This is a genomic window from Komarekiella delphini-convector SJRDD-AB1 (genome assembly GCF_014831675.1).
Lineage (GTDB): Bacteria > Cyanobacteriota > Cyanobacteriia > Cyanobacteriales > Nostocaceae > Komarekiella.
The window spans coordinates 1-13334 of record NZ_VJXY01000090.1; the positions used below are offsets into that span (position 1 = coordinate 1).

A 13334-nucleotide genomic window follows, 5' to 3' on the forward strand; every position below is an offset into this window, starting at 1 on the left:
GAGAAAGAACGCAATCAAAAAAAAGCCAGCGTCTATTGGGGTTTTAAAACCAAGGATGCACGTAAAAAAATGCAGCGTTTATATCCGAGCATTTAACCTAGCAAAATTGCCTTGGCAGACTACTAGGGGGAACATTCCGCAGATGGACAACGCTGAGGTCGGAAATGTCTATCCCTAATTCCATCGTGGGGGAACAGAATAATGCAGCTAATTGCCCTTGGCGGAATTTATCTTCTCGTTCTTGGCGGTCTTTGCTGCTTACCTGTCCTGTATGTTCTCGCCCTTCCATTGTTTGGATTTGCCGGGCGTTGGTTTGATAGAATTCTTTGAAAAAGCTGTTAACAAGGATTTTAGTTTTTTCGTTGCCTTGTAAGCGTCGGGATGTTAGAGGGTCAAAAGGAATTTCGCTGAGTGTTGTAGCTTTCCACAATAGACAACTAATTTGTAGCTGTACCTCTGATTTTTGTTGGTATAAAAAGCCAGCATCACACAAGGCATTAATTAAGGTACTGATTAAACTGGTGTATTCTTGGTCTGTTAAAAGTTGACTCCGCAATGACCAAGCGTTAGGCGAATGGCTACGCCACGCCTCCGGCGATCGCAAAAACCTGCCAATTTGACTTCTGGATGTCAGCTTAAGTTTGGCTTTCTCATTATTGCCACTAGCTGTAGTTGCCCAGGTTGCTTGATGTAACTGTTCGTTTTCATCAAAAGCCCAGGTTTGTTTAATGACTGGAATAACTTCACTTTTAAGTTGTTCTCGCTTTTCTTGTTGCAACAGTGGTGCATTGATTGCCAATGAACGCCGTAACAGGTTAAGCAAGGTTTGGGCTGCAATGAAACGTTCTTCAGGTGTCGCTTGCAGTAAGACTTGATGGCGGTATTTTTGCCAAAGGGCATTGTCAGTGCAGGCTTCCTGCAAGCCGTCATATTCAATTACCAGCAGTCCACACTGTTCGAGATTGGGTTGAACAATCCGCCATCCTCTACGTAAATCTTCGTAAAGACGGTATTCAATCAATTTGCGAAATATTTCTTCGTTGCGTTGTTTGCCTCTACCATATTCAGCAGGCTGTTCGGCGTAATCACTTTGAGACAGTCCCATCTGCTGGACAACGACACTGGCTAATTCGCTATGGGTAAGTTCTCCTTTTGCCTGAAGTGCGCCTAAAAGTGCTGCCCGTAAGAAGCTGGTTTGCACAAAGTCGTTGAAATGACCTGCTTGTAATGAGGCATCCTGGCGGTTATCGGTAAAGCTCAGAATTTTGGCAGCCTTAGCTTTTTCTCCAGTGAAAATTGGCTTAAGGCGACTAACGGTAGAAAGACAAAGCAGAGTGGTAGCTGTACTACGTCCTTCACTGCTGAGACGGGAGAGTTTAGCAAATTCTTTGGGCTTCCTGTCATGTACTACACCACAGTTAAGACAGGTAAGAAAGGGTTTAGGAATAAACCAACAGGCTGTTCCTTGCAATGCAGAGTTAGCAATTTTGCCATTCGCTAGGACTCTAATTTTTAAAGGAATAAATCGCCTATAGTCTTTTTTAGCGACTCGTCCTTGCCTTTTAGTTTCAGAGAACCAGTTATCAGGAAGCCTATCTTCATCGCTTTCAGCCCAAAGTTCTGGTTCATCTAAGGTAAGATAGCCTTCTTTAATATCTTCATCTTCAGGAGTGTCTAAGGCTGTAGGTAATTGCGGTAATACGATTCCTTTATCGCTGTTATAGCGGACGACATAGTAATCCTGTCCACATTCCCGGCAAAAAACGAGAGGATATAGTAGGCGGTCTTCGGTAGTTTTATACTGACCTTCAAGGGTGAGAAGGCGTTTCTCTCGATTTTCAATCGTGGCGTAAACGCTACCCCCTTGGGAAATGAATTGATGCAGGCGAAAGGCGAGTCCTTTTGTTTTGCTTCCCCAAAGAAACATTTGTTTGAGGATGGTTAAGCATTGTTCATAGTAACGTTTGAATGCTTCTTCGTCTGCGTTTACAATGTCACTAGACTCAGAGGCTAGTTTCTCTGCACCTTCTTGAAGGGTAATAGGTTGGCGGCGGACAAGATGCCCTTCTTTGTCTTCTAAGCCAAAGTTCATCTCAATCCAATAACTGAGGGGGTGTTGCTTAAAATTATCTAGGGTTTGTTCTGATTCATTTGGTAAACCTTCAGAAATACTTTCACGCAGTTTGTCCGTGGTGAGTATAGAACGCTGAATTGAACGTTCTAAAGTTTCATCAATAACATTGCTGGCTTTTATTTCTATACCAAATAATTTGCTGGCGACATCTGCCACCACCTGACGGCGTTGTTCGCGCGAACCGACTGTTGACATCGTGGCGCTAGTGCCAATGCAGAGCAATTTGTCATTACTTTTGCTACGTTGCCGGAGTTTGCGGATTAAGATGGCAACATCTGCACCTTGTCGCCCTCGATAGGTATGTAATTCATCGAGTACCAGGAATTTTAAATTAGCAGACTCTACCAATTTATTTTCGTGAGTGCGTGAGAGCATTAACTCTAGCATCACGTAGTTAGTAAGTAAAATGTGGGGTGGGTTGTTTTGAATTTCAGTTTTTCTAGTTAAACTTTCTTGCCCGGTGTATTGTTCGACGCGAATGTGAGTGTTAGGAACTTGGCGTAAAAATTTATCGAGTTCTTCTTTTTGGGAATTAATTAAGGCATTCATGGGATAAACCAATATTGCCCTAACTCCTGAAATTTCGGGATTACGTAGTAAATCATCGAAGATAGGCACAACGTAAGTCATGCTTTTACCGGAACCTGTTCCAGTGGTGACAACGTAGGGTTCTTGGCGTTGTGCGGTTTCAAATGCTTGCTTTTGATGGTAATGGAAAGTAAAAGGTGTACCGTCTTTTTTGCAGAAGTAGTTTTCGCTGTCTGGATGAAGGGTTTGCTGTTTTATTAACTCCTTGACTGTCGCACCTTTTTTATAGCTGGGATTCAGTTGAACTAGAGGGTCAGTCCAGAGTTGTCCTTTATCTAATTCTGCGTCTACAAATTCTTTAACCTTGGAGTCGCGGATTTTCAGGAAGCTTTCTATATAGCGACGATAATCGCCTATTACTTCGTTGCGGAAGTTGAAAATATCGAGATAATTCGTAATTTGTAATGGACTTCGCCCCGCTACGCTAACGTAATTCGTAATTGGGGGGTTAGTTGTAGATTGTCCTAAGCGTTGGTTAATCCATTCTTGAAGTTGGTGGTTAAAAGTTGGGGTAATGGTAGAGAAATCGAAAACTTCTTTAATTTCGGTTAAATCCCAAGTTTCAGGGATAGCTGTAAATAAAAAGCTTAATTGTTCTTGATTAACAGCTACTACGCCCGAACAATCTATTAATGCTAATTTCTGACCTAAGAGAGTGCTAATAGATAAAATAGCATTCTCAGGTTGCTGTATTAATTCATTTAACTTTACAGTGATCGCCATAATTTTTTAAAAAATAAAAGTCACATAAATTTTGAATATGTATGGTGCGTTCCTGCGCTAACGCACTACCTATAGTTTCTGTTGCAATATTGGGTAATCCAATATTTGTAGGACTTACGCACTGTACAAAATAATCATGTTGTGTGTCCACGTAAATACGTTGTTTCAGGTTTTTATTAATCATTCTTTGATGGTAAATAGACCCGCGCTGTAGGGGCACAGCAATGCTCATACGTGTCAACTTAAGCTCAAACACTCAATTTCCCGTCGTTTCAGATCCCCCAACCCTCTTCAAAAGGGGGCATTCGATTCTAATTCCCCCCTTGGAAAGGGGGGTTAGGGGGGATCTCAAATCTAGGTGGTACATCGAAAAACTTTGAAATGATTATCAGACTAGGCTTTCACGTTAAGTTGACACCAATGAGCAATGCTGTGCCCCTACAACAGATGTGGTTTTTCAAATCTCCATATTTCGTCTTTCCTGCCAAAGCGTAACTCATAATTTATTGTTCTTCAGCAATCTTTCTCACTTCTTCCACATCTATTTTTAAACGTTCGGCGATTTGTTGAATACTTAATCCGGCTTCCAGCAAGATTGGTACAACTTCTAACTTAGTTCTTTTGAGAATACTTTGATAAAAAGCAGTTTTTTCTATATCTTCACCTAAATTCAGCGTGGTTTCTATTTCCTCCAAGCTCATATCTGGGAATTTGTAGACTACAACGGTTTGGATAAATGCTAGCACTCTCAAGCGGAGGTTTTCATCAGTTAACTCTTGTCTTGCTTGGCTGATAAGTTTTTTAGCAGTAGCAGGAGTTTTTCTGGAGGTTTCTACAAATAGTTTTGCAATTCCTATCTCTATAAAGTCATCTGTTTCATTGCTAAGTTCATTTAGAGGATGTTTGAAAAATCCTCTTGTCGGTATCAAAAGTTCTAGATCCCCCAACCCCCTTCAAAAGGGGGCATTCGATTCCGGTTCCCCCCTTTCTAAGTGGGACTTTAATTCCGGTTCCCCCCTTTTTAAGGGGGGTTAGGGGGGATCTAAAAGTGCCTAATATTACGTAAAAATTACATTACACATCCAAGATTTATTAAATAAATTTTAGATATTGTTGTACGCCAATTATTTATTTTTTTACATCTCTTGTACAACTTTCCTTACTTCCTCCGCTTTTAGTTCTAAGAGGATGTTTGAAAAGTCCTCTTGTTGGTAGCAAAACGTTCTAGATCCCCCTAAATCCCCCTTTCTAAGGGGGACTTTAATTCCGGTTCCCCCCTTTTTAAGGGGGGTTAGGGGGGATCTAAAAGTGCCTAAAGTCACAGCGAAACACTTTTCAAACACCTTCTGAGAGAGTGGAAAATAAACCATCTAAACGAAAAGATTGCTGTTTAATCTCTGGTGCAGTAAATTTATAAATTTCGGTGTTTGTTTCGGGTTTACCAATCAGTTCAAAAAATATTTGCGGTAGTTCTCTAATGAGTTCGTAGAAAATTGCATCTGTTTTCATATTATGTAAAAATTACATTACACATCCAAGATTTATTAAATAAATCTTAGATATTGTTGTACGCCAATTGTTTATTTTTTTATATCTCTTGTACAACTTTCCTTACTTCCTCCACTTCTAGTTCTAAACGTTCAGAAATTTGTTGAATACTTAATCCTAGCTCCAGCAAAATAGGTATCATTTCCAATTTTGTTTCTAGTTTTCCTTCTTCTTTCGCTTCTTGATAAACTCTAGTTTCTTTCAGCAAGTTTAGGTTCAGCATGGTTTCTATCTCCTCGCGGCTTAAATTCGGAAACTTGTAGACTACGATTGTCTCTATAAATTCTAGAACTTTTCTTTGGGTGAGAGTGTCTGTCAATTCCTCCTTTGCTTTATTAATTAGGGTTTTGGCTAATTCTTCGGCTTTATTTTCACTTTCTACAACTAAGCGTACAATTCCCATTTTCAAATAATCATCTGGTACGTCGTCAAGTTCATCTAGGTAAAAGCGACGTAGATGGGGTTCTAATAAAGAACGATAACGTTGGGGATAGGTACGTTCATTGCTGCGCTTGTCATAGATAAGTATTGCGAACCAATCAGGGTTGGGTGGCTGATATTGGGTGAAGTAAAGGAATATACTGGTAAACAGTCGGTCATAAAATTCTTCATCTTTGTAAAACTGAACCTCGATAAAGTACAGTGCTTCATTAGTGAATTCTTCGAGGGGAGAAAATACCCCATCTAATCGGAAACTTTTTTGTTTAATTTCTGGGGCGATAAACTCATAGATATTAATGTTAGTATCTGGTTTACCAATAATTTCAAAAAAGATGTTGGGAAATTCTTTAAATATCTCGTAGAAAATTGCATCTATTTTCATAAATTACGAATTACGAATTACGAATTATTCTATCCCATGCTTCCAGCACTAATCTTTGGGTGCGGTATTCACCAAATTGCTTAATTTCGTTGTTCTTTAAAACGCGGAATGTTTCACTGGGGAAGTCTTCGCCGTAGACATCAGCAGGGTCGAGAATATATCGCAATTCATCACGGGTGAGTCCGTAGAGTTTGGCGTAATATGCGTCTAATTCTGCTCTTAATAATGCACGTCTGTTGCTGTTCCAAATGAATGGTTCGCCGTCGTATCCCATGTCTTTGGCGAAGGGTTGCATATCCCAAGCGGTGTAGACTAATTCGAGTACACGAGTGCTGATAAATTTAATATCTTCTGGGGTGTATGCTTCTGGGGGAAGAACGGGAAGTTGCTTGAGGATGAAGTAACTAAAGTCAGTTCCACCCATTTTTTGTCTAGTTACGAAATCAAATACTAATGAATTTAAATTAGCTAAGAGGCAACCAATTAATGAGATAAATTTTATATTAATTAAAACAAGTGGTGCTTTATGTCCTACAGCAATTTTAGGTAATAAACTAAAAATAGCAGTACGTTCATCAGTTGATCTACAAATACTCCTAAAATCCAAAAGCCAATCTTTATCCCACTTCCCAGCCAACTTATTTTCCACCTCAACCCGACTCACCCAATAACGAGGTTGAACAGAAAAAGACGCATTACCCTTTTCCTCATCAGTCAAATCACGAGTATCACCACTATCTGTATAAGTCGCCCAACGGTGAGTGAATTGGTGAAACATCTTCGCTTCATAAAGCGGAACTAAACCATCCCCAGCCTCATTTTTAAACAAGCCGCTATCATTCGCCATATCAAACATTCGCATGAACAAAATACCCCAAGGGTTGCTACCTGTTTTTTCATTTTCCAAAACCGGAATATGCTGATAAAATTTCTTTGTTAATTCAGCATCTTGGCTAGTTCTAAAAATTGGACAAGTGAGCGTATTAGGATTAATTAAAGCAATATCTTGGGGTGTAAGCTGAAACAGACGCGCTTTATTATCTAACTGTTTAGGTTGAGTCAAGAAAAATGCAAAGTTACCGCGTTTGATTGGTTTACCACTAATAGCCAGTAGTGAAAATTTCATCCGGCTATCTACAGCAGCAAATAAGCCTTCTCGATTTTCAAAATCATACAAACTTGCTAAAGCTTGTTTTTGCGTCAAATCTCCAAAAAACTTTTTACAAGTGTCATCAGTTGCAATTCCTGTAGGAACAATCACCCCAACTCTTCCATCCAATGAAATTAACTTTCTCGTAGTCTCAGCAAATACAGCATAAGTATTGATATCTCCCACCGCAGTCAACGGAAATCTACTCGACTCGCGGATAAACTTACTTTGCGCCTCAGCATCATGTTTCGCATTTTCAAAAGCTTTTGCTAACTCAAGATTTTTCTTTGGTAATTCCTTAATCAACTTTTCCCGCGCTGCTTTATTTAAAGCATTAGCAATTTCAGCATTTTGAGAAGCAAAAAACTCTTTTTCTTGTAACTTAATCCGTTCCCAAGGTGGATTTCCTAAAACACAATTAAAACCACCTTGCTCAAATACTTCAGGAAACTCTAAGCACCAGTGAAAAAAGTGTTTTTCTTCAGCCAACTTATTTGCTGCATCTACTATATTTTTTGTTGATAAATTTCCCCGCAAAAGCTGAGTTAACACCGCCGTCGTCGGTAACAATTGCAAATTCTGTTCAGTCAATGGCATAAAAAATGCCGCAGTCCACAAATTACACGCTGAATAATCTCGCCACCATCCCGAATCATTACGAGTTTGCTGATATCGCGCTTGCTTTTCTTTCACTTGTTGCGGTGTAGCTTCAGCAATATCTCCTAACTCCCGCGCACTTTCTGCGTAGTGTGTACGTTCGGTTTCTAAACTTCCAAATATTGATAATTGTCCTTGGTTATCTATCTCCCGCTCTTTCTTATTCCGCTTCTTAAACTGAGTAGATAATTTCTTATCATCACCAGTCACCGCTTTATAAGCTTCATCAGGAATCCCATCTTGCAGACAATCTAAATCCAACACTCCCACCAAAGAATTACCACACTTAATTCTGTGGTCTAAAAAGCTAAGTGGTAATTTACCAGGGAAGCCTTCAATCCATAATGCTACTTTACATAAATCAACTGCTAACGGATTTAAATCTACCCCATAAATACAATTTTGAATTACATCTCTAATCGCTAACTTTAAAGGTTGACTACCTGGTTCAGCTTCACCAGTACGAACTTTGGCTAATTCTTTACCAATACGTCTTGCTGCTGCTAAAAGAAAATGTCCCGAACCGCAAGCAGGGTCACAGACTTTTAAACTCAGGAGTGCTTTTTCTAATTGATGATTGTTTTCTAAATTGCGAAGTTTTTCTTCAATTACAGGTTCAAGTGCAGTTTTGATAAGTTGTTGTACAAGCTGGGGTGGCGTATAATAAGAACCAGTAGTTTTTCTGTCACTACCAAACACCAATTTTAATTCGTAATTCGTAATACTTCGACTGCGCTCAGCACAAGTTCGTAATGACGCTCGCGGACTCGCTACCGCTACGCTAACGTAATTATTAGGAGTGATTTCTGGGTGAAAATCAAGGAGACTTTCATACACGCTTCCTAATTCTTCCACATCTAGGAATTCATAATTCACCCGTCGTATCTGGAATTTATCTTGATACAGTGACAACTGACGAATAGCTACGAGTAAATCATAATTATCAATCGCACAATTATCTAAAGCTGACAGAGTTTCGGAACCAAATAAATCTCCATTGAGGGGAGATAAACCAAGTACTTCCCCGCGCCAGTTTTCATCAAACAGCAAAAAAGTCACTCGCAAACCTTGCCATAAATCTTGAAAACCTTCCCGCCGCCAATGGGGGCGTTCTGCTAACTCTCGCAGTCGTTCAATACTGTAATATTCTCGGTAGATTCGCGCTTTCTCTAAATCATCTCCAATTAATAATAAATTGCGGGATTCTGCCACCATTAAAAACAATAGGCGATAAATTAATCGCAATAATTGGCGATAGAATTCGTAACTTGTAATTTCTGTTTCGTAGTGTGGAGTAATTCCTAACTTTTGACGCAAGTGTTCGTTTTGAGGATGTTGGATGAAGCCGTTACCTAGCTGAACTAAAGCTTTTTCAACCCCATCGCGCAGTTTCTCGCGTACTCGTCCCCCATGTTGCAGTGCTTCTTGGTGATAATATTCCAGCAAACACTTGTCTGCATCATCGATACCTACAGGCAAGCGGGAACGGTGAAACAGGCGATAAAATAGCCCAAACTCAGCAAAGTTCTCACCGTTGAGAATTTGCTCTAAGTCAAATTCAACATAAGTAAGGCGAGTCATCAACGAAGAATCACGCAGTAACCTCCAACGAAAACCATTGGTTGCGATCGCCCACAGATGCTCTGTCTTGTTAAGATACTCCTGCACCAGTGCGTGTGCTGATAACCTGGGCATTCCACTGGGAGGACGTTTATCAACTTCTAGCCGACAACCAATAATGTGGATAGGTGGTTTATTTTCTCCCGGTTCCGCACGGTGGGAAATTGCATAAGTTTTATCCTCTACTACTTCGGCTGTGGCAATATATACAGGTTCATAACCTAAACTCTGTAGTAGTGGCACTACCCATAATTCACGGGTAATACTTGTAGCCGAGTTATTTTTATCTAGTCTTGCCAATGCTCTTTGGAATGCTGCCCAGTATGCTTTAGCATCGCCCCAGGCAGTAGCAATTTCATCTGCTAGCTTGTCAGTTTTATTAAAACCAAAGTCTTCTGGTAATTGTCCTTTGATGCTGCCTTCTAACATTTGGGCAGTCATATCTGGAGCCAGTAAATTTCCTTCAATTTGAAGCGCAGTTAATGTAGTTTTCATATTTAGAGAATTAAGAGGGTGTTTGAAAAGTGTTTCGCTGTGACTTTAGGCACTTTTAGATCCCCCCTAACCCACGCCAGTCGCTCATGGGGGAAACCCCCTTGGCGCTAGCCTCTCCCTTTGGGAGAAGACCGCGCTGGCTCCCCTTAAAAAGGGGGGAACCGGAATCGAATGCCCCCTTTTGAAGGGGGTTGGGGGATCTAGAACTTTTGATACCGACAAGAGGACTTTTCAAACATCCTCTAAGAATAAAAAATTAATGGCTGGTTGTAGTACCGAGCTACTACAACCAGCTTTTTACTTGCGTCCGGGTTGGAGAATGAAAAGGCCGAGAATATCCATTGGCAATTGCGGAGTAACGCGAATTCGACCTTCTTGGGTCATTACTCTGACGCGCCTATGGCTTTGTAAAAGTTCTTCTGCTCTTTGTCCTGCAAACTTTTCCAAATCTGGTTGGAGTTCTTCTAGCCTTTCGAGTAAATCAGCAATTTCCACCTGCTTGATAGCTTTACCAACATCACTAACAGGCTTGGCCTGTTGCAGTAATGAAGTTGCTTCTAACGGCGACAACCAATTAGGGCTAGAAGGCGAACCTCTAAAGCCGATAACCGCACATTCTTCCGCTAGTAGTGTGGTATTTCTGGTTTCTGTACTACGCTTAGAACTATCTAACAAATGCCGTAACCTTACTAACAGCAAAGTCGTGCGTTTTTGTACAGCATTAGTTGTAGTAAAGCCGCATCGTGCTGCGATCGGTTCAGTTCTATAGGAAAGTGCATCTTCTAAGATGTACTGCGCTAAACCTTCTACCAAAGAGTGATTCCGCCCTACGTATTCCACGCCTTCTGGTGCAGGGGTGGTAAATGAGAGTAAACGCGACTTATCCTCTATCGTTGACTTGAGAAAATCTGGTGGTTGTGAGAGTAACCATCCCTGTTTTTTCTTGATTAAAGAACAAGAAATGCGATCGCACGCCGACAAAACAAACCGCTCTACATCCTGCTCATTACCTAAAATCTGGTCAGAGTCAATCAACTCCTGTTCTACTTGCTCTGGTTTAATAGCACGTTGAGCAAAGCGAGTGCGATTGATTTTTTCCCGTTCTAGTGCGTTGTCCCAATTCTTATGAACTTTATCAACCGCAGATTCTTCTTGAAACTCAAACAGCGATAACTGGATAGCCTCAGTACTATGTTCAAACAGGGATTTAAATACTGCTTCTGCTACAGTCGTGCTTTCCATTGGTACGGGAACAGTAATCCCTAAAGACTTGTGAATCTGCACAGCTTTACGAATCAAAACATCCAAAACTGCGCCATCAACGGGATTATCCCGACCATAAAGTAAGCAAGCTTTCACCTTACTGGCAGTTTGTCCATATCTATCTATACGTCCTTCGCGTTGCTCTAGGCGGTTAGGGTTCCAGGGTAAATCGTAGTGAATGACACCACTGAAATGTGTTTGCAGGTTTACCCCTTCACTCAAACAATCTGTAGCAACTAGCACTCGTTGGGGATAAGATTTTAACTCTTCTAGGCGGATTTCCCGCTCATCCTCTGAAAGTTCCCCAGTAATGGCAATTACCCGAATTTGTCCCTGCGGGTTCGCAGTCGCTTCAAGTCGGGAAACCCGCCCAATGCGCTGCTCACTACCTTTCTTCTGTAACTTTTGTCTGAGAGCATCAGCTACATAATTTGCAGTAGCAATATACCGACACCAAATAATCGGGTTCATCTCGTCTTTGAGCAGAGATTCTACCGTAGCGATGCATGATTGCAGTTTTTGGTCTTTGCCACCTTGCAACTTTTCTGCTGCTTGCACAAAAGCTTTTAACTTGCGTTTATCTGCGTCCTTATAGCTTTGCTGTCCCTGTTCGATTACTACAGTTGGCGATGCATCAACTGCTTGTTCCTGCTCTGTGGGATCGTGGACATAAGAACTCATCAAGTCTTCGTCTAAATCATTGAGTAAGCGTTCCCTATTAGGGTTGCCGTTCGCGGTAGCATCTCTGAAAGAGAAGGCATCGCCTGATTTACCAACTTGGCGATTTAATGTAGCGATCGCCGCCGCAGGTGAAGACATAACACAGCGAATCAAAGCCAAGGCCGACCAGTATCTTCCCCGACGTTGAGCATGAGTCATGTCCGCCGTAGTCGTTTTCACTAGACCACGGGCAAAATCATAGACTTCATCAAATAATTCTTTGTATTCTTTTGATAACTTGTATGGCTCCTCGCTTGACTCTCGTTCGGGAAAAGGAGTTTCGTTCCCTAGCCAAACCTTGACATCCGCTCGTCTGCGCTGAACGAAATGATTGGCTAAGTTGTCTCGTTGTTTGTCAGTTAAGCTATTGAGATTGAAATGCTCAAATTCTGGTTTCAGTAACCCTAGTAGTGACAAGAAAGACTCTTCAATCCCACTATGAGGAGTAGCTGTAAGTAACAGTAAATGTTGTTCTTGTTTTTGGGCAATTTCTGTAATTAGCTGGTGGCGCTGCTGCTGCGACGTAGTTGTTTTATTTGGACGAGCGCAAGTGTGAGCCTCATCTACAATCACTAAATCGGGGCAGTGAGTTATAAAACTAGCACGCCGACGTTCTGCTTTGGCATAGTCCAAGCTCACAATTAGGTGACGATAATAACTAAAAACACTGTCATTATTTGGTATATTCCGCTCTAATTTAGAAGCTGTACCAGAACGTACTACCACGGCATCAATATGAAACTTTTCCCGTAATTCCTGCTGCCATTGGTCACACAAGTGCGGTGGACACAGCACTGCAATTCGCTTGACCTCACTTCGGTCTAGCAACTCACGAGCTATTAATCCAGCTTCGATGGTCTTACCAATACCTACATCATCAGCTATCAGTAATTTTACTGTCTCTAACTTCAACGCCATCAATAAAGGAACTAACTGGTAGGGACGGGGACACAATGATAACCGTCCTAAACAGCGAAATGGCCCCGCACCGCTACGGAGTAAAAGACGTGCAGCATCCATAAGTAAAAGTGCAGCTGCATGGTCTTGTACGCTATTAGCTTGAGGTAAAGGAAATGTGGCTGATTGAATGCTCTCTAGCTTTTCTTGTAAAAGTTGTTGATAAATACCAGCTATTTCGTCTTCATTTCCAGAAAGCGGTCGTAACCGAATAACATCCTGGTTTTCTGAAGGTAGTACCACCCATTGCCGACTGCGACAGGTGACTATAGAACCGGGTGAAGGGTTCACAGTTTGCACCATTGTTAGCCTATATTAGTATTGAAAATTTGGCAGCAGATTAATTAGTAAACGTAGTAGTAATTACTGAATTAATACTTGTGAGCAAGCAAGTAGTATGCTCACAAGTCTTTTCTGTTGTAAAGTACGCTTAAGTACAATGTAAGTAGTAAGATTACGTAAATAAATCACTTTTGATAAAATTTCTGCTTTTGACTAAGAGCAAGTAATAATTACTGCGATCGCAGTAAGAGGTTGTTTGAAAAGTGGTTGGCTGTATCTTTGCACTTGTTGATCCCCCCTAACCCACGCCAGTCGCTCATGGGGAGCCACCCCAAGGCGGAGGTTGCCGACGCTCGTTCGCGCAGCGTGTCGCA

General features: G+C 41.2%; 6 protein-coding genes. All 6 read right to left on the reverse strand.

Annotated features, from left to right (window positions below):
• Positions 1-97: 97 nt before the first annotated feature.
• Positions 98-3445, reverse strand: a complete 3348-nt coding sequence (locus FNW02_RS35635) for a DEAD/DEAH box helicase (RefSeq protein ID WP_225226191.1) — start codon at positions 3443-3445, stop codon at positions 98-100.
• A 503-nt stretch (positions 3446-3948) separates the two neighbouring features.
• Positions 3949-4374, reverse strand: a complete 426-nt coding sequence (locus FNW02_RS35640) for a DUF2887 domain-containing protein (RefSeq protein ID WP_191762207.1) — start codon at positions 4372-4374, stop codon at positions 3949-3951.
• Positions 4375-4780: 406 nt separating this feature from the next.
• Entirely contained in the window at positions 4781-4954 is a 174-nt protein-coding gene (locus FNW02_RS35645) for a DUF2887 domain-containing protein (RefSeq protein WP_191762208.1), read from the reverse strand.
• 79 nt (positions 4955-5033) lie between these two features.
• On the reverse strand, positions 5034-5816 hold the full coding sequence (locus FNW02_RS35650) for an Rpn family recombination-promoting nuclease/putative transposase (protein ID WP_191762209.1): 783 nt from the start codon (positions 5814-5816) through the stop codon (positions 5034-5036).
• A gap of 10 nt (positions 5817-5826) precedes the next feature.
• Entirely contained in the window at positions 5827-9738 is a 3912-nt protein-coding gene (locus tag FNW02_RS35655; RefSeq protein ID WP_191762210.1) for an Eco57I restriction-modification methylase domain-containing protein, read from the reverse strand.
• 297 nt (positions 9739-10035) lie between these two features.
• Positions 10036-12981 (reverse strand): helicase-related protein, encoded by a 2946-nt coding sequence (locus FNW02_RS35660; protein ID WP_191762211.1) that lies wholly within the window; start codon positions 12979-12981, stop codon positions 10036-10038.
• Positions 12982-13334: the final 353 nt, after the last annotated feature.

What these genes read in the sequence shown, in the direction of transcription:
- FNW02_RS35635 (WP_225226191.1), bottom strand. Translation starts at nt 3,445, where the DNA reads ATGGCGATCACTGTAAAGTTAAATGAATTAATACAGCAACCTGAGAAT.
- FNW02_RS35645 (WP_191762208.1), bottom strand. Translation starts at nt 4,954, where the DNA reads ATGAAAACAGATGCAATTTTCTACGAACTCATTAGAGAACTACCGCAA.
- FNW02_RS35650 (WP_191762209.1), bottom strand. Translation starts at nt 5,816, where the DNA reads ATGAAAATAGATGCAATTTTCTACGAGATATTTAAAGAATTTCCCAAC.
- FNW02_RS35655 (WP_191762210.1), bottom strand. Translation starts at nt 9,738, where the DNA reads ATGAAAACTACATTAACTGCGCTTCAAATTGAAGGAAATTTACTGGCT.
- FNW02_RS35660 (WP_191762211.1), bottom strand. Translation starts at nt 12,981, where the DNA reads ATGGTGCAAACTGTGAACCCTTCACCCGGTTCTATAGTCACCTGTCGC.